The organism is Methylobacterium sp. WL7 (assembly GCF_008040085.1).
GTDB lineage: Bacteria > Pseudomonadota > Alphaproteobacteria > Rhizobiales > Beijerinckiaceae > Methylobacterium > Methylobacterium mesophilicum.
This window is the reverse complement of the sequence record NZ_VRVG01000016.1, coordinates 15,411-39,554: the sequence shown is the minus strand read 5'-3', so window position 1 is coordinate 39,554 and position 24,144 is coordinate 15,411. Positions and strand designations below refer to the sequence as shown.

Sequence of the window (24,144 nt, the reverse complement as noted above, 5' to 3'; positions counted from 1 at the left end):
GAATGACGATGCGTTTCGGCTCTTTCGGAGGAACGCCGCGCGGCTGGGCTCAGCAGGTCCCGGCGCCGCGCGTGTTCACGTAGAGCGCGTAGACCGAATGCGAGGCGGCCATCAGCAGCAGGTTGCGGTTGAGGCCGCCGAAGCAGAGGTTGGCGCAGCGTTCGGGCAGACGGATCCGGCCGATCGGCTTGGCCTGCGGCGACAGGATGAGCACGCCGTCCTCGGCCTCGCTCATGCCCCAGCCGCACCACAGGTTGCCATCGACGTCGACCCGGAACCCGTCCGGCGTGCCGGTGCCGGCGTCGAAGAACACCCGTCCGTTGGCGGCCTTGGTGCCGTTCTCGACCACGTCGTAGACGCGGATCAGGCGGTTCGGCTTGGCGCGCGCCTCGATGACGTAGAGCTTGGACTCGTCCGGTGAGAAGGCCAGCCCGTTCGGTCCCGCGAGCCCGGCCACCGCCAGGCTCGCCTGCCCGGTGGCCGGGTCGATGCGGTAGACGTTGCCTGGAAGCTCCGGAGCCGCCATCGACTCGTGCGGGTTCGGCCCGAACGCCGGGTCCGTGAACCAGACGGCGTCGTCGGAATGGCAGACCACGTCGTTGGGCGAATTGAGCGGCTTGCCGTCGAACCGATCGAGCAGCGTGGTGATCGAGCCGTCATGCTCGGTCCGGGTGACGCTCCGGGTCTTGTGCTGGCAGGTGACGAGGCGCCCTTGCCGGTCCCGGGTGTTGCCGTTGGCATAGGCGGACGGCTTGCGGAACACCGTGAGCGCGCCGGAGGCCTCGTCCCAGCGCATGATGCGGTCGTTGACCACGTCGCTGAACAGCAGCGCCCCCATGTCGCCGAACCAGACCGGCCCCTCGGCCCAGCGCAGGCCGGTGGCGACCCGCTCCACGGTGGCGGAAGCCAGGCGGTACTTGGCGAAGGCCGGATCGAGCACCTCCACGGCCGGGTCGGGCACACGCTGCGACGGCTCCCATCCGGCTCCGGCCGCCCGCGCGGCTCCGAGCAATGCCGCACCCGCGAGCAGGCCCCTGCGTGCGATCGTGGCCATGTATCCTCCCGGTTCTTATCATCCGCCGGCCATCGCCGACGGACCGCTCTTTCGACGGGCTTTCTTGCGCCGGGCTGGGACCGCGTCCGGCGGGCTGGCGTCAGTGGATCTCGGGTTCGGGAATGCCGCCGGCGCCCTCCAGGAAATCGAAGTCGCAGCCCTCGTGCGCCTGTCGGACGTGCTGGGCGAACAGGCGGTTGTAGCCCCGCGGATAGGCCCGGTTCGGCGGTACGAACGCGGCCACGCGGGCGGCGATCTCGGCCTCGCCGAGGTGCAGGTGGATGCGCCGCTCGGCCACGTCGACCGTGATGCGGTCGCCGTTGCGCACCGCGGCCAGCGGCCCGCCGGCCGCCGATTCCGGCGAGACGTGCAGGATGCAGGCGCCGTAGCTGGTGCCGCTCATGCGCGCGTCCGAGATCCGCAGCATGTCGCGCACGCCCTGCCGGAGCAGCACCTTCGGGATCGGCAGCATGCCCCATTCCGGCATGCCCGGGCCGCCGATCGGGCCGGCGTTGCGCAGGACCATGATGTGGTCCGGGGTGACGTCGAGGTCGAGGTCGTTCACCGCCGCGCTCATGGCGTCGTAATCGTCGAACACCAGGGCCGGGCCGGTATGCTTGAGGAAGCGCGGATCCGCGGCCGGCGGCTTGATCACGCAGCCATGCGGCGCAAGGTTGCCGTACAGGATCGCGGTGCCGCCGGTCGTCACGATCGGCTTGTCCAGCGGGCGGATCACGTCGTCGTTATAGACGCTCATGCCGGCGAGCCCGTCGCCGACCGTACCGCCCGTGACCGAGCGGGCGTCGAGGTGGAGGAGGGGGGACAGCCGTACCATCAGCGCCCGGATGCCGCCGGCGATGTGGAAATCCTCCATCAGCCACTGGCCCGAGGGCCGCAGGTTGGCGATCACCGGCACCTTCTGGGCGAACTCGTCGAACTCCGCGAGCTTGATCGGGATCCCGGCCCGCCCGGCCATCGCCACCAGATGGATCATCGCGTTGGTCGAGCCGGCGAGCGCGTTGTGGACCACCAGGGCGTTGTCGATCGAGCGCCGGTCGAGGATGTCGGACGGCTTCAGGTCCTCCCAGATCATCTCGACGATGCGCCGGCCGCAGGCGCTGGCCATGCGCGGATGGTCGGCGTCGGCAGCGGGAATCGAGGCCGAGCCCGGCAGCGACAGGCCCAGAGCCTCGGTGATCGACGTCATCGTCGAGGCCGTGCCCATGGTCATGCAGGTTCCGGCCGAGCGGGCGATGCCCGCCTCCATGTCGTTCCACTGCTGCGTGGTGATGGCGCCGGCTTCCTTCTCGGCCCAGTACTTCCAGACGTCGGAGCCCGAGCCGAGGATCGTCCCGCCGGAATGCCCCCGCATCATCGGCCCGGCCGGCAGGAAGATCATCGGCAGGTTCATGGAGATGCCGCCCATCACCGTGCCGGGCGTGGTCTTGTCGCAACCGCCCATCAGCACCGCCCCGTCGACCGGGTGCTGACGCAGCAGCTCCTCCACCTCCATGGCCAGGAGGTTGCGGTAGAGCATCGTGGTCGGCTTGACGAAGTTTTCGGACAAGGAGAGCGCCGGGAGTTCGATCGGAAACCCGCCCGCTTGCCAGACGCCGCGCTTCACGTGCTCGACCCGCGCTTTGAAATGCTGGTGGCAGGGATTGATGTCGCTCCAGGTATTGATGATCCCGACGATCGGCTTGCCGGTGAAGTCGGCGCGCTCGTAGCCCATCTGAAGCATCCGCGAGCGGTGGCCGAAGCTGCGCAGGTCGGTGGCGCCGAACCAGCGCTGACTGCGCAGATCACCGAGGGTCTTCTTGTGTGCGGTCATCAAGCGGTCTCCGGTCTCACGCGTTCGGTCGGGCTGAGTGGATCGGTTCGGCTTCGGCGACGCCTTGGCCACCACAGCGGAGCGGGCCGCAAAGAAGGCGACATGCTGGAGCTGACCGCGCAGGCCGCCGAGAAATACAGTCTGGCCTCGCAGGTGCCAGTGGCCTCCGTCGGGATGGTATCGTTGTCTTCGCCGGCGCACTGGTGTTGCACGCCGGTCGACCCGAACCGCCCACAGTCGATCCCGAGCGTCTCACGGACGTCCTGCTAGAGCTGCACGCGTCACCGTACCGGGGCCAGCCTTTGTCAGCGCCCGGTCTGCTTCCGCCACGCGGCGAAGTCGGCGAGACTCTGCTCGTCGGTGGCTGGGTAGAGGCCGAGGATCGAGCGCCCCTTGCGGACCTCTTCGGTGACGAAATCTTCGTAGGCGGTCATCTCCACCGCCTCGTCGGCGACCTCGTCGGCGAGATGGGCCGGAATCACCGCCACGCCGTCGCCGTCGCCCACGATCACGTCGCCCGGGAAGACCGGGGCGTCGCCGCAGCCGATCGGCACGTTGATGTCGATGGCCTGATGATGGGTGAGGTTCGTCGGCGCCGAGGGGCGCACGTGGTAGCTCGGCATGTCGAGCTGGGCGATCTCGTCGGCGTCGCGGAAGCCGCCGTCGGTGACGAGCCCGGCGCAGCCCCGCACCATCAGCCGGGTCGCCAGGATCGAGCCGGCCGAGGCCGCCCGGGCGTCCTTGCGGCTGTCGATCACGAACACGGCGCCGGGCGGGCACTCCTCCACCGCCTTGCGCTGCGGATGCGCGCGGTCGCGGAACACCGTGATCGGGTTCAGGTCCTCGCGGGCGGGCATGTAGCGCAGGGTGAACGCCTCGCCGACCATCGTGCCGCCGCCGGCCTTCAGCGGGCGCACGCCCTGGATCATCTGGTTGCGCAGGCCGCGCTTGAACAGCGCGGTCATCAGCGTCGCCGTGCTGACGGTCTTGAGCTTGTCGCGCGTCGCAGGGGACAGCCCGGCCATCCGCATCTCCTCCCATGAAGGCGGTCGCCATCGAGCCCGGATCGTCGAGGATCCGGTCGGCGCAGTTGCGCCCTGGGCGACCCCTGATATCTCAGCGCTTGAGTAGTGCGCCGACTGGAGCCATTGTCAACTGAAGCAAGCCAAGGCTTCGGGAGGGGATCGGGTTGGGGGATGCGAGGAGCTTGACGGCGAGCCCCGACGCGCGCGCGATCGCGACCGACGCGGGACGGCCTCGGTCCCTCGCCGAGACCGCCTACGACGCCATCGAGCAGATGATCATCAGCCGCCGCCTCGCGCCGGGTGCGATGGTGTCCGAGGGCGAACTCGGCGCGGAACTGGCGCTCGGGCGCACCCCGGTCCGCGAGGCGCTGGCGCGGCTCAAGACGATCGGCTTCGTCGAGGTCCATCCGCGCCGCGGCGTGCTCGTCACCCCGGTCGACGTCATCCGCCACCTCGAATTGCTGGAGGTCCGGCGCCCGCTGGACGAGACGATGGCCCGCTGCATCGTCGCCCGTGCCTCGGACCACGACCTCGACGCCCTGCAGCGGCATACCGAGGGGTTGCTGGTGGCCGCGGGGGCCCGGGACCGCGAGGTCTACTTCCGGCTCAAGCGCGCCCTGCACGAGGCGATGGTCGCAGCGGCCTACAACCAGACGCTGACCGGCACGATGGGCCCGCTTCACGCCCAGTCCCGGCGCTTCTGGTACAGCCACGAGCCCACCGCCAGCTTCCGAGACTGCGCCGGGATCCACGCCACGATCGTGGCCGGCATCGCCGCCCGGGACGCCGAGAAGGCCCTTGCCGGAATCGCGACGCTGTTCGATCTCCTCGATCAGATGACGCGCCGGGCCCTCGACCGCCGGCCTCTGGTCTGACAGGTTGACCGGGCCACCCGCAGCCCTACCCTGAAGCTGACATATCAGTCGCATCCCAGGACACGGCATCGGTAAGGCGCAGGGCCGCGACAGGCCGGCCGCCCCTGGAGACCTCCTCCGGGCGGCATCATCGCCAGGGAGAAACGGCTTGAGCGGATTGCCCCCACGCACCGGTGCGCAGGTGCTCGTCGATCAGTTGCTCGTCCAGGGCGTCGAACGGGTGACCTGCGTCCCCGGCGAGAGCTACCTCGCGGTGCTCGACGCCCTGCGCGACAGCGGCATCGACGTGCTCGTGTGCCGGCAGGAGGGCGGCGCCGCGATCATGGCGGAGGCCGCCGGCAAGCTCACCGGCCGTCCGGGCATCTGCTTCGTCACCCGCGGGCCCGGCGCCACCAACGCCTCGGCGGGCGTCCACATCGCGCGCCAGGATTCGACGCCGATGATCCTGTTCGTCGGGCAGATCGGCCGGGCGATGCGGGGCCGGGAGGCGTTCCAGGAGGTTGATTACCGTCAGATGTTCGGCGGCCTGGCCAAGTGGGCGGTGGAGATCGACGACGCGGCCCGCATCCCGGAGATCCTCGCGCGGGCCTTCCGGGTCGCGCTGCAGGGCCGCCCCGGGCCGGTGGTGATCGCCCTGCCGGAGGACATGCTCGACGATGTCGCGGCGGTCGCCGACGCGCCGCGTGTGGTCCCGGCCGAGCCCGCCCCGTCGCCGGAGGATGTGGAGCGGCTGCGCACGATGCTGGCCGCGGCGCGGCGGCCGGTCGTCCTGCTCGGCGGCGCGCGCTGGACGGAATCCGCCCGCGCCGCCCTGGCGGCTTGGGCCGAGCACCACGACGTGCCGGTGGCGGTCTCGTTCCGGCGGGCCAACCTGTTCGATGCCGACCACCCGAATTTTGCGGGCGAACTCGGGATCGGGCCGAACCCGGATCTTCTGGCCCGGATCAAGGGCTCCGATCTGCTGCTCATGGTCGGCGGCCGCCTCTCCGAGATGCCGGCGCAATCCTACGGCCTGCTCGGCATCCCCGATCCCGGCCTGCCGCTGGTCCACGTCCATCCCGATCCGGAGGAACTCGGCCGGGTCTATCAGCCGGCGCTGGCGATCCAGGCGAGCCCGGGGGCGTTCTGCGCCGCCCTGCCGGGCTACGACGCGCCGGGGGTGGGGCGCGCCGCCGAGGCCCATGCCTCCTACCGCGCCTGGTCGGAGGCGCCGGACCCCAAGCCCGGGGCGTTCCAGTACGGCCAGGCGATCACCTGGCTGCGGGAGCGGCTGCCGCGCGATGCGGTGATCTGCAACGGCGCCGGCAACTTCGCCACCTGGATCCATCGCTACTACAGGTTCCGAGCCTTCGGGACGCAACTTGCCCCGACATCGGGGTCGATGGGCTACGGGCTGCCGGCGGCCGTGATGGCCAAGCGCAGCCTACCGGATCGGATCGTCGTGGCGCTCGCGGGCGACGGCGACGTGATGATGACCGTGCAGGAATTCGCCACCGCCGTGCAGTACGGCATCGCCATCGTGATCGTGGTCCTCGACAACGGCATGTACGGCACGATCCGGATGCACCAGGAGCGCGAGTATCCCGGGCGGGTCTCCGCGACCGAACTGCGCAATCCGGATTTCGCCGCCCTGGCCCGCTCCTGCGGCGGCCATGGCGAGCGCGTCGAGCGCACCGAGGCGTTCGCCCCCGCCTTCGAGCGCAGCCTCGCCGCCGGCCTGCCGGCGATGATCCACTGCCTCGTCGACCCGGAGGCGCTGACACCGACCATGACCCTCGCGGCGATCCGCGCGAAGGCCCTGGCGGCACGCGAGGGCTGAGAGGCCCCGTTTCACCGACCCGGTGCGGAGCATCCGCACCCGTTTCGAACAGGAGTCGATTATGACCGTGCGTGGCGAGAACCTGATCGGCGCTCAGGCCCGGCGAGGCACCCAAGCCGAGTTCCGGGCCGTGGAGGCGGCCACCGGCAACACCCTGGAACCCGAGTTCCCGGGCGCGAGCCTCGACGATCTGGACCGGGCCTGCGCCCTGGCGGATTCGGCCTACGACACCTACCGCGAGACCGCGCCGGAGGCCCGGGCGGCCTTCCTGGAGGCGATCGCGGCCAACATCCTCGACATCGGCGACGATCTCGTCACCCGCTGCATGGCGGAGACCGGCCTGCCCCGGCCGCGGATCGAGGGCGAGCGTGGCCGCACCGTGGGTCAGCTGCGCCTGTTCGCCGGCGTCTTGCGCGAGGGCAGCGCCTTCCAGATCCGGATCGATCCGGCGCTGCCGGACCGCAAGCCGCTGCCGCGGCCGGACCTGCGCCTGCGGATGCTCGCCGTGGGACCGGTGGCGGTGTTCGGCGCGAGCAACTTCCCGCTCGCCTTCTCGGTGGCCGGCGGCGACACCGCCTCGGCGCTGGCGGCCGGCTGCCCGGTGATCGTCAAGGCGCACCCGGCCCATCCCGGCACTTCGGAATTGGTCGGCCGGGCGATCCAGAAGGCGGTCGCCGCGAGCGGCCTGCCGGAGGGCGTCTTCTCGCTGCTGTTCGATGCCGGCCAGTCGATCGGGCAGGGGCTGGTGGCCGATCCCCGGATCGCCGCGGTCGGCTTCACCGGATCGCGCCGGGGCGGCACCGCCCTGATGGAGATCGCGGCCAAGCGTCCCCGCCCCATCCCGGTCTATGCCGAGATGAGCAGCATCAACCCGGTCCTGCTGTTCCCGGGCGCCCTGGCGGCGCGGGGCGAGGCGATCGGGCGAGCCTTCGCGGCCTCGCTGACCCTCGGAGCCGGGCAGTTCTGCACCAATCCGGGCCTGATCCTGGCGGTGCCCGGCCCCGGCCTTGAAGCCTTCCTGGCCTCGGCCACGGCCGCCCTGCGGGAGAGCCCGGCCGCGACCATGCTGACCCCTGGCATCCACCGGGCCTATTGCGAGGGCGTCGCGCGGCTGAGCCGGCACGCCGCCGTGACGCGGCTCGCCGAAGGGCCGGAGGGTACGGCCACCCAGGGCCGGGCAGCCCTGTTCGCCACCGATTCGGACGCCTTCCTGGCCGAGCCGGCGTTGCAGGAGGAGATGTTCGGCGCGGCGGCCCTTGTGGTGCGCTGCCCCGACCTCGCCGCGATGCGGGCGGTGCTGGAGCGACTCGAGGGACAGCTCACGGCGTCCCTGCACATCGCCCAAGAGGATCATGCGGCCGTGCGCGGGCTGCTCCCGCTGCTGGAGCGTCGGGTCGGGCGCATCCTGATCGACGGTTTCGGCACCGGGGTCGAGGTGGCCCACGCCATGGTCCATGGCGGCCCGTATCCGGCGACCTCGGACGGGCGCACGACCTCGGTGGGGAGCCTCGCGATCGACCGGTTCCTCCGGCCCGTGAGCTACCAGGACCTCCCCGACGCCCTGCTGCCTGCAGCGCTCCAGGAGGCCAACCCGCTCAACCTCCCGCGCCGGCTCGACGGCACCCTCGAGCGCCGCTGAAAGCCCCAGGGCCGCGGGGCCGGGCGCGAGCCGTCCATCCCCGCGCGCCGCAGGCTCGAACCCCGCCGTCCGCGCCCGAACGACCGCTTGCCAGGCCGGGGCTGCCCGTCTAGACAGCCCCGGCCCACGGTGGGGCGTCGCCAAGTGGTAAGGCAGCGGTTTTTGGTACCGCCATTCCCAGGTTCGAATCCTGGCGCCCCAGCCAAAGTCCTGTGATTCTCAGCCGGCCGTTGACTCTCCGGCTGTTATCGGACCCACCCGGGCCGACCGCGCCGTCCAAGTTCACTCGGGAGGTCCGTTGTCCGAAACGGACAGGGACGCATGTCTTGCCCCGCTCCCAGACCAGCCGGAGCGAACAAGTTCTCGATCCGCCGAGTCTTCAAAACGCGAGCTTCATACCGCCGATCAGCGTGCGTGGGGCGCCGGCGAAGATCGAGCCTGTCGTCTGGGCGAGGATGCCCGCTCCGTTCTGAACGCCGGTGTTGGCGTTGATGGTATCGGCGAGGTTCTGTGCCGAGTTGGTGTAGACCCGATCGAGCAGGTTGCGCAGCTCGAGGTAGAGGCTCAGCCGCCGGGCGAAGCCTGTGTCCGCGGCGCCCGTCAAGGCCCGGTCATAGTGCAGGTTGAGGTTGACGACGGCAAAACCGGCCGCTTTCAGCAGGTTCGCGTTGTCGATGAAGAAGCTGCTCTGGGAGACCGCCTCGACGAACAGGCCCACGCCCGCCCACGGCCCATCCGTCTGCTCGTAGCCGAGCCGGATCAAGGCTGCGTCCGTGGGCACGCCGGGGATGTGGTTGCCCGCACGGTCGAAGCGGGCGGCCCGTGTTCCGGCGCTGAGTCGCTCCACGAAGTTCGTGTAGACTTGGTCGTCGTGGGTGTAGGCCAATGTGGCCCGCCAGCCGTCCCGTGAAATCCAGCGGCCACCGATCTCGATACCCCGGTGTTCCGAGGCTGGAGCATTGAAGACATACGGCAACAGGCCCGCCCCGGGTGACTGCGAGAGCAGTTCGTTGCGGAACAGTTCGTAGAAGCCCGTCACGGACAGCTGCAAGTCCGGTGCGGGCGACCAGTTCACCGCGAGGTCAAACCCCAGGTTCCTCTGGGCTTGAAGCTGCACGTTGTCGCCCGGTTGCCCCGCGGGTGTGATGAACAGGTTGGTCGCCGCAGGCGTCCCGTAGCCGACGGCCGCCCGGCCGCGAACCTGCCATTCGCGAGCGGGGCTGAAGACCAGCGCCAGCTCCGGCGCGACGTTCAGGAAGCTGCGATCCACGCGCACGACCGTGCCGACCGTGCCGGCGGCGCTGGTCGAGAACGTGTCGTTCCGCCCGGTGATGGCCGTACGCTCGACACCGAAACCCGCCACGGCCGTCCAGTGCTCTCCGAGCGTCAGCTCGATCCGAGCCCGCCCGCCGAGATTGTCCTGCACGGTGCGCTGATCGCCGATGAGGGCCCCCAGGCGCGGGCCGCCGTACGGCACCCTGTTGAAGATGGCGGCGTGGCCGTCGATCGTGTTGTAGGTGAGCGCCGCGTAGCCGACCGCCGGGAGCCCGAACAGCGTATCCTGTCGCCTCAGGTCGGTGAGGACATTCCAGGCGGGGTACGATCCGCGCGGTGCCGCCGTCGTGAACGGCTGGTTGAAGGCTCGCTCATCGAAACCGAGCTGCGTGCGCATGGTCGTGGACGCGTCGAGGTCGTGCTCCCAGCGCGCGGCCGCCACCGAACGCTGGTCGGCGCGTAACAGGGCCGCCTCGCTCGCCGTGACCGCCGCCGTCGGTCCGAAGGCGCCGTTGACGAAATACGCGACCGTCGTGCAGCCCGGCGCAGCGGTCGCGGCGGCAGCGCAGCCGCGCTGGTAGGGGTTGATCCGGTACTGCGCCAGGGAGGAGCGGGCCGCGAGGTTCGCGTTGAGCGTGTTGTCGATGACCTTCAAAGTAAAGCGATTGTCCGGGGTCGGGGTATAGTTCGCCAAGAGGTTGATCGTCTGCGTGTCGTAGCTCGAATGATCCTGATAGCCGTTGGCGCGGACATCGCTGGCGAACAGGCTGATCTCAAACGGCCCGCTGGCGCCGCCCACGGTGAAATAGGTGTTGAGGTATCCGAAGCTGCCGGCGTCGGTGCCGATCTCGTAGCCGTCGATCTTGCGGCCGGTCCGGGTCTGGAACGCGATGGCGCCCCCCGTGGCGTAATTGCCGAACAACGCCGATTGCGGTCCGCGGAACACGTCGATGCGGCTGTAGGCGTGCGGGTCGGTCAGATCGAAGCGGGAAACACCGTCCGGTTGTGTCAGGGAGAAGCCGTCTTCCACGACGACGATGTTCCTGTTCGTGCCTGTCGACCGGGCATTGCTGCCGCGGATCGACACGATCACATCGCGGCCACCCGTCCCCTGACGGATCGTGACGCCGGGACTGTCGATCAGGACCTGGCCGATGTCGGCCGCGGGCCGATTCGCAATCGCGCCCAGCCGGGTCGTCGGCGCTCCCGCCGGTTCTCGGATTGGCCGGTCTCGGTCGTCCATCAGGGGGCTGGCTGCGGGCTGTCCAGTGGGCGGGTGCGCGTCGCCCACGACGGACAACTCCTCCAGGACAAGGGGGCGTGTTGCCGGAGCAGCGCCAGCGCCGGTGCACAGCGGGGAGGCCGCGAGAAGTGCGATGACGCCGCAAGCGGCACGGTGGCGGATCATGGCTCCGGAGGGCCGTCGGTCACGCACATGGTCGTGTGAGCCTACCCGACGTTTCGGATGAATGCCGGATGGCGAAAGGCGCTGCGCGTGCGTCGAGACGCAATCGATGACACGCGCGTAACATGCGAAAGTGGTACGCACTACGGTCAGAGATTGAGATCGGCCCTATATCGACGTTCCCGTCGAGCAGTGACGTTCCGGATCGTACGGTCGTTGCGAGCAGCGTTCCGCGCTGGCGCAGCCGGCTCGCGGTTGTCGGCGCGGATCCCGCTGCAGTGCGGTCGACGCTCGCTACCCGGACAGGGGACGGACCGCGGCTCGCCAATCGCTCGCGCCCCGCTGCTGCGAGGTCACCGGATTGTGACCGTGGGTGGCTCAAGGCCTGTTACGGCCGGATATGGCAGGTCGGCCGTTCGGGAGGCCCTGAATCAAGGTTGCGCGAGGACGCCGCCGATACCCTTGCGTCGGTTTAAGCCGGTTGGCATCCCGGGAACCATTCGAACCGTCGCTCGTATCGCAGTGCGGTCGCCGCACCTGAGCGGGGATCGATGGGGCCGCTGCGAACGCGTGCTTGGCCGCGCGCGCAGTCGTGATCCGACGAAGATCCTTCCCTCGACCGTCCGGGAGATATGCCGATTCATGCCTGTCGAAGCGCTGACCTTTGACGCGCGCGCCGCCGCAGATTGCGGCAGCTTCGATGCGTATCGGCGACTCTACAGCTCGGGCACCGACGTCACGCGCACCGACGGCTGTTTCCACGCCACCGTCCGGATCGTGCGGGAGCCCAGGATGGTCGTGTTCGATCGTCGGATCAGCGGCCTTCGGCACAGCCGGGACGCCGCGCGCGTTCGACGCGACGGCTTCGACCATTTCGTTCTGCACCTCCTCCTCTCCGGTGAGCTGGTGTCGGGTCCGATCGAGGACGAGCGGCGGCTCAGTCCCGGGGAGATCATGATCGTCGACACCTCGCGGCCGCACCGGTCGCAGATGGAGCGCGCCCGGCTCATCTCCGTGCAGTTGGCGCGTGAGCACGTGCGCAGCGTGCTCGGGACCATCGATCACATCCACGGGGCGATCCTCCCGGCGGCGGCGGCCGGATTGCTCTCCGACTTTCTGTCCTCGTTCGTCCGGCGGGTGGCGACGTTGCCGCCGGACGGCACCGGCCACGCGGCGCGCGCCGTGACGGAGCTCCTGGGCCTCGGCCTCGCCAACCTGCCGATCACGGATCGGGCGCTGTCGCACGAGGCGGCCGACCCCGTGCGTCGAGCGCGGGCCGAAGCGTTCATCGCGGCACACCTGATGGACGCGGGGCTCGACGTACAGGCCGTCGCATCCGGGATCGGGATGTCGCGCTCGGCCCTCTACAAGGTTTTCGGCGTGGACGGCGGCATCGCGCGCTACATCCAGCAGCGCCGGCTGGAGGCGGTGCGGAAGGCCTTGCTGCGGCCCGGCGAGGATCGCCCCCTGGCTAGCCTGGCGCATGAGCACGGGTTCGCCAACGAAAGCCATTTCAGCCGCGTCTTCGCGGGCGCCTACGGGGCGCCGCCGGGCCGGTTCCGCACGGAGATCCGGCAGGCCCGCTCGACCGGAGCCAGGGACGGGGTTGCCCCCGACCCGGTCCTCGCGCGCTGGGTTGCCGAGTTGTATTGATGCGGGGCGCCGAGGGCGGGGGCACTCGGCCCGGTCGCGCCTGGCGCGACCGGGATGGGCTGCCTCTGGTCCTGCTGCTCGCGGCGGTCCAGCTGGTCGCCTTCGGCGATCGCTTTCTGATCACCCTCGTGGCGCAGCCCCTAAAGGTGGATCTCGGCCTCAGCGATGCGCAACTCGGGCTGGTTCAAGGGTCGGCGTTCGCGCTGGTGAATGCGCTCGCCATGCCCGGCATGGGTGTCCTGGCGGATCGCGGCCATCGGCGTGCGCTGCTGGTCGCCAGCATCGTCGTGTGGGGCGCGGCGACCTTCGCGTGCGGCCTGTCAGACACCTTCGTGCTGCTCCTGGGTGCCCGCGCGCTCCTCGGCCTCGGGCAGGCGGCGATCACGCCCGTCGCGCTCTCGCTCTTGTCCGATCGTTTGCCGAGGCATCGGCTCGGACGGGGCATCTCGTGGTTTACGGCCGGTGGAAGCGTCGGGCGCAGTTCCGCCCTCCTGCTGGGCGGAACGGTGCTGGCTTGGATGACGGGGATCGGCGGCTTCCGGCTTCCCGGGATGGAGGCCGCCCTGCCGCCATGGCGCGCCCTGTTCATCCTGGCCTGCCTCCCCAACGTCCTGCTGCTCGTCGGCGCCCTCCGCATCGTTGAACCGTCACCCGCGCCGCCAACGCGCGAGACGCGGCTCCGGGCGTGGCTGTGTCGGCGGCGCGCGCAGTATCTGCCGCTCTTCGGGACCGCCGTCGCAGCCGTCCTGATCGGACAGACGCTGACGGCCTGGATCCCGACCTTCTACGTGCGGGTCCATCATCTCACGCCCGCCGAGAGCGGCATACGGATCGGCCTGCTGGTTCTCGTCGCGGCACCGGCCGGACATCTCACGGCCGGGCGGTTGCTCGATCGTTGGCGCGCGCGCGGACGACGCAGACCCGGATCTCTCATCCTCGCGGCCGCCCTCGCGCTGACGGGTCCCGCGGTCGCCGCGACCGCGCTCGCCTCCGACCTCAATGTGTCCTTGACGGCGTTGACCGTCCTGGTGGCGCTTCTCGGCATGACCAGCGCACCCATATTGGCCAGCCTTCAGGTCCTGACACCCAGAGCCTTCCGCGGACGCGTCAACGCGCTTTTCGTGTCCGGCGTCACGCTGATCGCCTTCGGTCTCGGTCCATTCCTCGTCGGTATCCTCAACGATCGGATCTTCGGCGCCGAGGGCGTCGGACTGGCGATGCTGACCGTGTTCGTCCCCGTCTCGGCGCTGGGGTCTGTCCTCGCCCTGGTCGGCGGCGCCGTTCGTACGCCGTCGAGGCCGGACCGTTCGCGATAGCGGTATCCCGGCGATCGGACCGGCGACGCTGTCGCGGGCTGGCCCGCATCCGGCGCCGACGCGTCCGCGTTTGTCTCGGCGTCCCGTTCTTTTGTCCTGCCGTTTTTCCCGCCTCAATTGGTTAGCTTGGCGGGTTACAGTGTCTGTAAGGGCACTGCGGACCTGTTCATAACCGCCTATGCGGTCATTGCATCGTCTTTGCTTTTATGTGCGGCCAGACATCGTGTTTAAATTGCAGATCAAGTCCTCGAGCACAAAGATCCGGTGCGCCCCCTTCGTGCTGGAGACGCAAGTCTTCGACGAGGCGATGGGCGTCGCCGACCGGGTGGCTGCAGCGTGCCGTAGGACCGGGGCCGCCCGTTGCGATTCCACATGGGACTGGGTTGTGGAGATCATCGGGGAGACCGGCGGCATTTTCTATTGTGCACCGGTGGCGCAAGCATGATCGCGCCCAGCATACGGCCGACCATCGTCGACGTTCACCAGGGCGTATCTTCGATCCCGTCGGCGGATGTCTCAGTGCGCGCGACGAACCGTGTGCCGAACCTCGCCTGCATCGGGCTTCACGCCACCCGTAGCCCAAGCGATCAGGGCTATGGCTGTCGCCGACATGAGCGGCACCGCGGGTCCGCTCGCGATCGACGGATCGCCATCGATGACTTGGTTCTGGTGTTGGGAGGCCAGGTCTTCCTGCCGGCGTGCCCGTAGAGAGCCCGACCGATGGGGCTCGCTTGAAGTGGGTGCTGCCGTCCGACGCATCCGTATCTGTGTCGCGTACGATCGATCCGGGCAGACGGGGCTCTCCGATCCGAAACTACGTAGGCTTCAGCGGCCGAACACTGCGGCAGGCGGGCGGGGACCTGTTTTCCTTCGACGGCATCGCCCAACTACGTACGCCGCCATAGACCAGTTAACTAAGTGCATTTGAATTAAATATCGCCTCTAGTCTCATATCGGCATCCGTGATTTACCCGCTTTTAGACGTAATGATTGATTAACCATCCAGCCAATACCCAAGGCAACCGTCGCTACCCAGAGGCCGGAACTATGCTGCACAGTGTATTACATCGACGTGATACGGCCGATTTCGCGGCTCGTCGGGCTGCGCCTGTCGGCGGCTGTGCCGTGACGGTTGACCTCACGGTCGGTCAGGTGAGCGAGGCGGCCGAGGCTGTTGCGGAGGCTGTGCTGCCGGAGACGCCGTTCGTGGCGCGGGGGCTTCGGCTCGACTGGGCGGCCAAGCGCGGGCTCGACATCGGGGTGGCGGCGACCGCGCTGTTCCTGCTGCTGCCGCTGATGCTGCTGATCGCCGTGCTGGTCTGGGCCGGCGACCGCAAGGCGCCGATCTTCCGGCACATGCGGCTCGGCCGGGACGGACGCAGCTTCGGCTGCCTGAAGTTCCGCTCGATGGTCACGGACGGCGAGGGCGTGCTGGCCGCGCACCTGGCCGCCAGCCCGCGCGCCCGGGCCGAGTGGGCCGCCACGCACAAGCTGTCCGACGACCCGCGCATCACCGCCATCGGCCAGGTGCTGCGCAAGACCTCGCTCGACGAGCTGCCGCAGCTGTGGAACGTCCTGCGCGGCGAGATGAGCCTGGTCGGGCCGCGCCCGATCGTGCAGGCCGAGGTCGCCCGCTACGGCCGGGCGTTCGCGACCTGCTTTGCCGTGCCGCCCGGCGTCACCGGCCTGTGGCAGGTCTCGGGCCGCTCCGACACCAGCTACGCCGAGCGCGTGGCGCTGGACCTGGACTACGCCAGCCGCTGGAGCCTGCGCCGGGACATCGCGATCATGCTGCGCACCGTCCCGGCCGTGCTCGCCCAGCGCGGCAGCAAGTAGCGTGGCCGCGCTTCCGAGGGACCGAGCCATGCAGGACGACAACCCGCTCTGGTACGATTACGCCGAGGCCGAGACGGCACCCTCCCGACCATTGCTGCTCCTGGCGAGCGTGCTGAGCCTGTCGGTGGGTGTGATGCTGCGTGCGGCCCGTGCGTACAAGGCGTCGCACCGGCTCTGGTCGCGGGCGGCTGCCCGAATGAGCCGTCGCCCGAAGATCGACGTGCAGCACCTCTGAATCTCCGGGCCGGCGATCCAGTCCGATGGCGCGGAAGGTCGGCGACTTCGGTAGCCCTGCGCGTCCCATGGCGTCACGGTGGTCAACCTCGACCGAGCGTCGGCAGCGGGTGGCAGGGGCGGGCGAGTCCCCATCCTAAGCGTCTCGACAATTCCACGACCCAGCGGCCCGAACCCGCGCACCCCGGCCGCCCGCAGCGGCGCCAGACGCGGCATGATCGGCGCCCGTCCCCGGTCGGATACGGCGGCCGATCCGGGATCATACCGATCAACCCAGAAAACAGATCAGTAGACGCACAACAGACTCGCGATAGCCCCTGTGGGGAAACCGTTCGGTATTGTGATTTCCGGATCCCCGCTCCAAAGTGACTTGATATCGCGCGTCGATCTCATGGATCGATGACGCTGGTTCATGTCCGAGGAAGGCCCGAGAACCCAGCGTCGGAAGCTCGAGGCGGCAGGGCACAGAATGATGGCCTTCGACACGGAAACGGCGTCGCGTGACGGCGAGCGGCAACGTCTGATCGAGGCGATCGAGAGCAGTTCTGACGGCTTCGCCCTGTTCGATGCCGAAGACCGCCTCCGCCTCTGCAACGGTCATTTCCGCGACTTTCATCCGGGCCTCGACGCCGTGATCGCCCCGGGGGCCGCGTTCTCCGCGATAGCGCGCGCCGCCGCGGAGAACTGCGTCGTGCGGGAGGAGGGCGTCACCGGCGACGCGTGGCTCGAAAGCCGGCTCGCGCTCTTCCGCGATCCGCGCGGGCCGATCCTCCAGCAGCAGCGCGATGGGCGCTGGATACAGATCAACGAGCGCCGGACCCGGGACGGCGGGACGGTCGCGGTCTACACCGACGTCACCGAGATCAAGCGCACCGAGCAGGCCCTGCTCACGACGCAGGGGCGGCTGACCTACCTCCTGACCGCGTCGCCCTCGATGATCTGCAGCTTCGAGGTGGGCGGCCGCAACGCGCCCACCTTCATCAGCGAGAACGTGCGCGACCTCCTCGGCTACGAGCCGAGCGATTACCTCGCCGGCCCCGAATTCTGGCTGGACCGGCTGCACCCCGAGGACCGGGACCGGGTCCTGGCCGAGTTCCCGCATCTGCTGGAGACCGGCCACAACGTCATCGAGTACCGATTCCTGCGCAAGGACGGCGCCTATCGCTGGGTCCGGGACGAGCAGCGCCTCGTCCGGGGTCCGGACGGCGAGCCCGTCGAGGTCGTCGAGTCGTGGAGCGACATCACCGAGCGCAAGGCGGCCGAGTTCTCGCTCCGGGAGCAGACGGCCTTCGTCGAGTTGCTGCAGGTCACCGCGGCCGCGGCCAACGAAGCCGCCACCGTCGAGGACGCCGTGCGGTTCTGCCTGGATCGGGTCGCGGCCCATACCGGATGGCCCCTCGGGCACGCCTATCGGTTGGCCGAAGACGGGAGCGGGACCCTGGTGCCGACCGGCCTCTGGCACTGCGACGCGCCGGAGCGCTTCGCGCGGTTCCGAGACGTCACGGCGCGGACGCCGCTCTTGGCCGCCGTCGGGTTGCCGGGGCGGGTGCTGGCCTCCGGCGAGGCGGCCTGGGTCCTCGATGCCGAGCCGGAGCCCGGCCTCCCCCGCGCCGCCGCCGCGGCAGCGGACGGGATCCGGGCCGCCTTCGCCTTCCCGGTCACGATCGGGCGCGAGGTCGTGGCGGTGCTGGAGTTCTTCGCCTGCGAGGCCCGGACGCCGGATCCGGCGCTGCTGAAGGTCATGGGCAACATCGGCGCCCAGCTCGGGCGGGTGATCGAGCGCAAGCGCGCGGAGGAGCACCTGCGTCAGGCCAAGGACGCCGCGGAGAACGCGAGCCGGGCCAAGAGCAGCTTCCTCGCCAACATGAGCCACGAGCTGCGCACGCCGCTCAACGCGATCATCGGCTTCACGCGGCTGGTGATGCGCCGGGCCAAGGACGTGTTGCCCCTGAAGCAGTTCGAAAACCTGGAAAAGATCCTGACGAGTTCCGAACACCTGCTGTCGCTCATCAACACCATCCTCGACCTCGCCAAGGTCGAGGCCGGGCGGATGGAGGTGAAGGCGGCACAGTTCGCGCTGGAGCCCACCCTCGACCTCTGCCTCCGAACGGTCGAGCCCCTGGTCAAGAGCGAGCGGGTGCGGCTGGTCAAGGACGTGGAGGGCTTGCCGGAGACGGTCTTCACCGACCAGGAGAAGCTCAAGCAGATCCTGATCAACCTCCTCAGCAACGCCATCAAGTTCACCGAGACCGGCTCGGTGACGCTGCGGGCCCGCGCGGTCGGAGACCGGATCGCGCTCGCGGTCTCGGATACCGGCATCGGCATCCCGGACGCGGCGCTGACCGTGATCTTCGAGGAGTTCCAGCAGGTCGACAACTCCGCGAGCCGCGCCCACAGCGGCACCGGGCTCGGCCTCGCCATCAGCCACCGGCTGGCGCGGATGCTCGGCGGGGACGTGGCGGTGGAGAGCCGGGAAGGCGTGGGCTCGACCTTCACCCTCACCATCCCGCAGCGGGTCGAGGGCGCCCTCGAACTTCAGCCGAGCCCGAAGCCGACGGCGCCCGCGACGGATGCCGCGCCCCGGACCGGATCCAGGCTCGTGCTCGCGATCGATGACGACCCGAACGTCGTCTACCTGCTGCAGGAGAACCTGTCGGACGCCGGCTACGAGGTGGTCGGCGCCCCCAACGGCGAGGACGGCCTGCGCAAGGCGCGCGAGCTTCAGCCGCGCGCGATCACCCTCGACATCATGATGCCGGGCACGGACGGGTGGCAGGTTCTGCACGCGCTCAAGACCGACCCGCTGACGCGCGAGATCCCGGTCATCCTGATCTCCATCGTCGATCAGAAGGAACTCGGCTTCCACCTCGGCGCCAGCGACTACATCGTGAAGCCGTTCGAGCGCGAGTCGCTGATCGGCGCCCTCGGCCGCGCCGCCCCCAACAGCGAGCGCATCCTCGTGGTCGACGACGACCCGAACGTGGTCGACCTCGTCCGCCAGCTACTGGACACCGAGGGCTGCACGATCGACTGGGCCCCGGACGGCGCCGCGGGCCTCGAGCGCATCGCGCAGGCGCGCCCGAGCGTGATCCTCCTCGACCTGCTGATGCCGGGCATGGACGGCCTCACTTTCCTCGACCATCTCCAGGCCGATCCCGTCGGCCGGACGATCCCCGTCGTCGTCCTGACGGCGGCATCGTTGAACGCGGCCGATCAGGGCATGCTGCGGGAGCGCGTGCGCGGACTGATCGACAAGCAGGGCCTCGACCGCGACGCCCTGGTCCGGGAGGTCAGGCGGGCCTTGCCGCTGGCGGACAACCCGGCGGCCGAGGTCACGCAATGAGCGCTGCTGGCGAAACGGCCGCGGAAGAACCGATGCATCACCCGCACGCAGCCCGCGAGGATGTCGGCGGATGAAGACCATCCTCATCGTCGAAGACGTCGCGCTCAACCGCGATCTGCTGATGCAGCTCCTGGAGGACGACTACGCGCTGGTGATGGCGGTCGACGGCGCCGCCGGCGTCGCGATGGCGGCGAGCCACACCCCGGACCTGATCCTGATGGACCTCTCCCTGCCGGTCATCGACGGCTGGGAGGCGACGCGGCGGATCAAGGCCGACCCGGCGACGGCCGGCATCCCCGTCATCGCGATTACCGCCAACGCGATGAGCGGCGACGCCGACAAGGCCAGGGCCGCGGGCTGCGACGACTTCATGACGAAGCCCGTCGACGAGGACCTGCTGTTCGCCAAGCTGCATCACTGGCTCGACTGAGCGCGGGCGGCCCCAGAGAGGCTTCGGCCCGGAGAGAGCGAGACCCGTGGACCCAGCGCGCATCCTCATCGTCGACGACGAAGCCTTCAACCTCGACCTGCTGGAGCAGGAACTGGAGATTCTCGGCCATGCGAGCGTCCGGGCCTCCAACGGGCGCGTGGCCCTCGATCTGCTGGACGCGGAGCCGTTCGATCTGGTCCTGCTCGACGTGATGATGCCGATCCTCGACGGCTACGCCGTGCTCGACCGCATCAAGGCGCACGAGCGGCTGCGCCATACCCCGGTGGTCATGATCTCGGCGCTGACCGAGATCGGCAGCATCGTGCGCTGCATCGAGATGGGGGCCGAGGATTACCTGCCAAAACCCTTCGAGCCGGTGCTGCTCGAAGCCCGGATCCGCGCGTGCCTCGACCGGAAGCGGCTCCACGACCGGGAGATGGCGCATCTCGAGACCATCGAGCGGCAGCGCAAGCGCGCCGACGACCTGCTCCACGCGATCCTGCCCGTGGCGGCGGTGAGCGAGTTGATGACGACCGGGCAGGTCAAGCCCCGGCTCTTCGACGACGTCGCGGTGCTGTTCATCGATCTCGTCGGCTTCACGGCCTGGTGCCACACCCAAGGCCCCGAAGCCGTCGTCGCCGAGGTTCAGCGCCTCGCCGAGGCGTTCGAGGTGGTCGCCCACACGCACGGCATGGAGAAGATCAAGACGATCGGCGACGCGTTCATGGCCACCGCCAACCTCCTGTCGCCCCATGCCGACCCGGTGACCGCGGCGGTGCGCTGCGCCCGGGACATGGTCGCCATCGCGGGCGACGGGCCGACCGGCTGGCGGATCCGGGCCGGCATCCACATCGGTTCGGTCGTCGGCGGCATCGTCGGCCGGTCCAAGTTCACCTTCGATCTCTGGGGCGACACCGTGAACGTGGCCGCGCGCCTCTGTGCGCTCGGCGACGGATGCGCCGTCCACCTGTCGGAGGAGGCCTCGACCCGGGTGCGGGACGGCGGCGCGATCCGTCCCGTCGGGAAGGTCGCCCTCAAGGGGAAGGGCGAATGCGAGGTCTATTGTTGCACGCTGAGGTAGGCGTTTCCACCGCGGGACGAACCACGCGCATTGCTGCGTCGGCGGCCAGGCTTCACCGGATCCGCTTGGCTTCTGAGATCCGGGCCGGGCGTCGTCGCGGTCAGAGGCTCTCCGAGGCCGCCGATACCGTCCCGGCCGGTGCGGGGCGCGGGCCCCGCGCGCGGCGCTCCTCGAGGCGCTGCAGGATGACGTAGAAGGACGGCACGAACAGCACGGCCAGGCAGGTCGAGGCGAGCATGCCGCTGAATACCGCGATGCCGATCGACTTGCGCGCCGCCGCCCCCGCCCCGGAGGCGGTGACCAGCGGCAGCACGCCGAGGATGAAGGCGAACGAGGTCATCAGGATCGGGCGGAAGCGCAGCCGCGCCGCCTCCACGGCCGCCACCGCGATGTCGAGCCCGGCCTGCCGCTTCTCGCGGGCGACCTCGACGATCAGGATGGCGTTCTTGCTCGCCAGCGCGATCAGCAGGATCAGGCCGATCTGCGTGTAGAGGTTGTTGGCGACCCCGAGCGTCAGCAGGGCCCCGACCGTGCCCAGGAGCGCCAGCGGCACCCCGAGCAGGACCGCCAGCGGCAGGATCCAGCTCTCGTACTGCCCGGCCAGCACGAGGTAGACGAGCACGATGGCCAGCGCGAACACCCAGTAGATCTGGGAGCCCACGGCCTTCTCCTGATACGACATCGCCGTCCAGTCGTAGCCCGTGCCCGGCGGCAGCACCTTGGCGGCGATCTGCTGCATCAGGTCCAGCGACTGCCCGGAGCTGAAGCCCGGGGCCGCCCCGCCCACGATCGTGGCCGTCGGGTAGAGGTTGTAGAGGCTGATCAGGGATGGGCCCTGGACCGACTTGATCTCGACGACGGTGCCGAGCGGCACCATCACGCCGTTGCCGGCGCGCACCTTCAGGTTCTGGATGTCCTCCGGGCGCAGCCGGTAATCGGGCGCGGCCTGCACGTAGACCTGGAAGGTCCGGCCGAACTTGTTGAACTGCGTGACGTAGGACGACCCGACGTAGCTCGACAGCGTCGAAAACACCTGTCCGACCGTCACGCCCAGGGCCTCGGCCTTGACCCGGTCCACCGCGATCGCGATCTGCGGCACGCCGGCCCGGAACGAGGTGTTGAGCTTCTGCAGCCCGGATTGCGCGGTCCCGTCGGCGACGATCGTCCGGGCGAGGCTTTCCAGCAGCGGGTAGTCGAAGTCGCCGTTGCGCAACTCCACCTGCATGGTGAAGCCGCTGGCATTGCCGATGCCCTGGATCGGCGGGGGGATGAGCACGAAGGTCGAGGCGCCCTCCACCTCCTCCAGCATCGCGTTGAAGCGCTCGTAGAGGCTGCGCAGGTCCTGGCCCTTCGCCTTGCCCCGGGCGTCCCAATCCTTGAGCACGACGTAGGCGACGCCGGCATTGGGGAGGGTGGCGTTGGCGTCGAGGACCGAGATGCCGCTGATGGTGAGGACGTTGTCCACGCCGGGCGTCGCCTTCGCCTGCGCGCTGATACGCTGCATCACCGCGTCGGTGCGCTCCTTCGAGGCGCCGTCCGGCAGTTGCGCCCCGATCAGGACGTAGCCCTGGTCCTCGGTCGGCAGGAAGGCGGTCGGCAGGCGGGTCAGCCCCCATCCGGCCAGGCCGATCAGCAGGAGCGCGACGGCGACCATGACGCCGCTTCGCCGGACCATGTGGCCGATCAGCCTTGCGTACCAATCCTCGGCGACGCCGTAGACGCGGTTGAAGCCGCGGTAGAACACGTTGCGCTTCTCCGGGGGCACCGGCTTGCGCAGCCACAGGGCGCACTGGGTCGGCTTCAGCGTGGCGGCGTTGACCGCGCTGATCAGGGCGGTGGCGGCGATGACCAGGGCGAACTGCTTGTAGAGCTGGCCGGTCAGGCCGGGCAGGAACGCGGCCGGAACGAAGACCGACATCAGCACCAGGGTGATGCCGATGATCGGGCCGAACAGCTCCTCCATCGCCTTCTCGGCCGCCGCCCGGGGCGAGAGGCCCTCGTCGATGTGGTGCGCCACCCCCTCGACGATCACGATCGCGTCGTCCACCACGATGCCGATGGCCAGCACGATGGCAAACAGCGTCGAGAGGTTCACGCTGAAGCCCATCGCCGCCATGGCCGCGAAGGCGCCGATGATGGTCACCGGGACCGTGGTCGCCGGTACCAGCATGGCGCGCCAGTCCTGGACGAAGACCAGGATGACGATCAGGACCAGGACGGCGGCCTCGAACAGCGTCGTGTAGACCTCGTGGATCGAGGCCTGCACGAACCCGGTGGTGTCGAACGGGATGCTGTAGACGAGGCCCGGCGGGAAGCTCTTGGCCAGCTCGCCCATCCGGGTCCGGACCGCCTCCGCCACCGTGAGCGCGTTCGCCTCCGGCAGCTGGAAGATGCCGAGGCCGGCGGCGGGCTGGCCGTTCAGGGTGAAGGACTGGCTGTAGGTCTGCGCGCCGAGCTCGACCCGGCCGACGTCGCGCAGACGGGTGATGCGGCCGCCGTCCTGCGCATCCGCCTTGATGACGATGTTCTCGAAATCCGGGGCGTCGTTCAGCCGCCCGTTGACGTTGAGGGTGTATTGGAAGTCCTGACCGGCCGGGACCGGCGGCATGCCCACGGCCCCGGCGGTGACCTCCTGGCTCTGCTGCTGGACGATGGTGATGATGGCGTCGGGGGTGAGACCCCGAGCCTGCACGAGGTCGGGATCCAGCCAGATCCGCATCGCGTACTGCCCGGCGCCGAACACCGTGACGTTGCCGACGCCCGGAAGCCGGGCCAGCTCGTTCTGAACGTTGATGACGCCGTAATTCGACAGGAACAGGCTGTCGAACTGTCCGTCGGGGGACGACAGCGTCACGAATTGCAGGACCGCGGTGGACTTCTTCTGGGTCGTGACCCCCTGGACCTGCACCGCCTGCGGCAGCGACGACATCGCGATGGCCACGCGGTTCTGCACCAGCACCTGGGCCTGGTCGCCGTCCGTCCCGATCGCGAAGGTGACCGTGAGGGTGTAGGTGCCGTCGCTGGCGCTGGTCGACTGCATGTAGAGCATGCCCTCGACGCCGTTGACCTGCTGCTCGATCGGCAGCGCCACCGTGTCGATCACCGTGCGGGCGCTGGCCCCCGGATAGCGCGTGGTGACCTGGACCGTCGGCGGGACGACGTTGGGGTATTGCGACACGGGCAGGTTGAACAGCGAGACCGCGCCGACCAGCACCATCACCAGGGCGAGCACGTTGGCCAGGACCGGCCGCTCGATGAAGAAGCGCGAGATCATGCCGTTGGCCCTCGGTGCCGACGTCTCAGGGGCGGCCCGCCGGACGGGCGGGAG

At 69.5% G+C, this 24,144-nt stretch carries 15 protein-coding genes and 1 tRNA gene; 11 read left to right on the top strand and 5 right to left on the bottom strand.

Annotated elements, in window-relative coordinates:
- Positions 1 to 49: 49 nt before the first annotated feature.
- The 3 genes from FV233_RS06925 to FV233_RS06915 all read right to left on the bottom strand — a co-directional run bounded on the left by FV233_RS06925 (position 50) and on the right by FV233_RS06915 (position 3,910).
- On the bottom strand, positions 50 to 1,054 hold the full coding sequence (locus FV233_RS06925) for an SMP-30/gluconolactonase/LRE family protein (protein ID WP_147897023.1): 1,005 nt from the start codon (positions 1,052 to 1,054) through the stop codon (positions 50 to 52).
- Positions 1,055 to 1,154: 100 nt separating this feature from the next.
- On the bottom strand, positions 1,155 to 2,885 hold the full coding sequence (araD, locus tag FV233_RS06920; protein ID WP_147897022.1) for an L-arabinonate dehydratase: 1,731 nt from the start codon (positions 2,883 to 2,885) through the stop codon (positions 1,155 to 1,157).
- Between the two features lie 305 nt (positions 2,886 to 3,190).
- The gene (locus FV233_RS06915; protein WP_147856414.1) at positions 3,191 to 3,910 is read right to left on the bottom strand and encodes a ribonuclease activity regulator RraA; all 720 of its coding nucleotides are present in this window, start codon (positions 3,908 to 3,910) and stop codon (positions 3,191 to 3,193) included.
- A 182-nt stretch (positions 3,911 to 4,092) separates the two neighbouring features.
- On the opposite strand from FV233_RS06915, the gene FV233_RS06910 reads away from it, so the two are divergent.
- The 4 genes from FV233_RS06910 (at position 4,093) to FV233_RS06895 (ending at position 8,448) form a co-directional block, all read left to right on the top strand.
- Positions 4,093 to 4,785, top strand: a complete 693-nt coding sequence (locus FV233_RS06910) for a GntR family transcriptional regulator (protein WP_147897021.1) — start codon at positions 4,093 to 4,095, stop codon at positions 4,783 to 4,785.
- A 148-nt stretch (positions 4,786 to 4,933) separates the two neighbouring features.
- Positions 4,934 to 6,604 carry a thiamine pyrophosphate-binding protein gene (locus tag FV233_RS06905; protein WP_147897020.1) on the top strand — a complete coding sequence of 557 codons (1,671 nt, stop codon included), beginning with the start codon at positions 4,934 to 4,936 and terminating at the stop codon, positions 6,602 to 6,604.
- 61 nt (positions 6,605 to 6,665) lie between these two features.
- The gene (locus FV233_RS06900; RefSeq protein WP_147897019.1) at positions 6,666 to 8,243 is read left to right on the top strand and encodes an aldehyde dehydrogenase (NADP(+)); all 1,578 of its coding nucleotides are present in this window, start codon (positions 6,666 to 6,668) and stop codon (positions 8,241 to 8,243) included.
- A gap of 130 nt (positions 8,244 to 8,373) precedes the next feature.
- Positions 8,374 to 8,448: transfer RNA gene (locus tag FV233_RS06895), tRNA-Gln, on the top strand.
- A 174-nt stretch (positions 8,449 to 8,622) separates the two neighbouring features.
- On the opposite strand, the gene FV233_RS06890 is transcribed toward FV233_RS06895, so the two are convergent.
- The gene (locus FV233_RS06890; RefSeq protein ID WP_147897018.1) at positions 8,623 to 10,926 is read right to left on the bottom strand and encodes a TonB-dependent receptor; all 2,304 of its coding nucleotides are present in this window, start codon (positions 10,924 to 10,926) and stop codon (positions 8,623 to 8,625) included.
- Positions 10,927 to 11,493: 567 nt separating this feature from the next.
- On the opposite strand from FV233_RS06890, the gene FV233_RS06885 reads away from it, so the two are divergent.
- From FV233_RS06885 to FV233_RS06855, 7 genes are all read left to right on the top strand, one after another.
- Positions 11,494 to 12,576, top strand: coding sequence for a helix-turn-helix domain-containing protein (locus tag FV233_RS06885; RefSeq protein WP_187278063.1), 1,083 nt, complete (start codon positions 11,494 to 11,496; stop codon positions 12,574 to 12,576).
- Entirely contained in the window at positions 12,576 to 13,892 is a 1,317-nt protein-coding gene (locus FV233_RS06880; RefSeq protein WP_147897016.1) for an MFS transporter, read from the top strand. Before FV233_RS06885 ends, FV233_RS06880 begins: the two co-directional genes overlap by 1 nt.
- 1,125 nt (positions 13,893 to 15,017) lie before the next feature.
- Positions 15,018 to 15,728 carry a sugar transferase gene (locus tag FV233_RS06875; RefSeq protein WP_147897015.1) on the top strand — a complete coding sequence of 237 codons (711 nt, stop codon included), beginning with the start codon at positions 15,018 to 15,020 and terminating at the stop codon, positions 15,726 to 15,728.
- Positions 15,729 to 15,756: 28 nt separating this feature from the next.
- Positions 15,757 to 15,963 carry a hypothetical protein gene (locus tag FV233_RS06870; RefSeq protein ID WP_147854466.1) on the top strand — a complete coding sequence of 69 codons (207 nt, stop codon included), beginning with the start codon at positions 15,757 to 15,759 and terminating at the stop codon, positions 15,961 to 15,963.
- A gap of 468 nt (positions 15,964 to 16,431) precedes the next feature.
- Complete coding sequence (locus FV233_RS06865) at positions 16,432 to 19,305, top strand: response regulator (protein ID WP_147897014.1); 2,874 nt, start codon at positions 16,432 to 16,434, stop codon at positions 19,303 to 19,305.
- Between the two features lie 70 nt (positions 19,306 to 19,375).
- Positions 19,376 to 19,735, top strand: a complete 360-nt coding sequence (locus FV233_RS06860) for a response regulator (RefSeq protein WP_147854468.1) — start codon at positions 19,376 to 19,378, stop codon at positions 19,733 to 19,735.
- A 46-nt stretch (positions 19,736 to 19,781) separates the two neighbouring features.
- Positions 19,782 to 20,816 (top strand): adenylate/guanylate cyclase domain-containing protein, encoded by a 1,035-nt coding sequence (locus FV233_RS06855; RefSeq protein ID WP_147897013.1) that lies wholly within the window; start codon positions 19,782 to 19,784, stop codon positions 20,814 to 20,816.
- Between the two features lie 100 nt (positions 20,817 to 20,916).
- On the opposite strand, the gene FV233_RS06850 is transcribed toward FV233_RS06855, so the two are convergent.
- Entirely contained in the window at positions 20,917 to 24,090 is a 3,174-nt protein-coding gene (locus tag FV233_RS06850) for a multidrug efflux RND transporter permease subunit (protein WP_147897012.1), read from the bottom strand.
- Between the last annotated feature and the right edge of the window lie 54 nt (positions 24,091 to 24,144).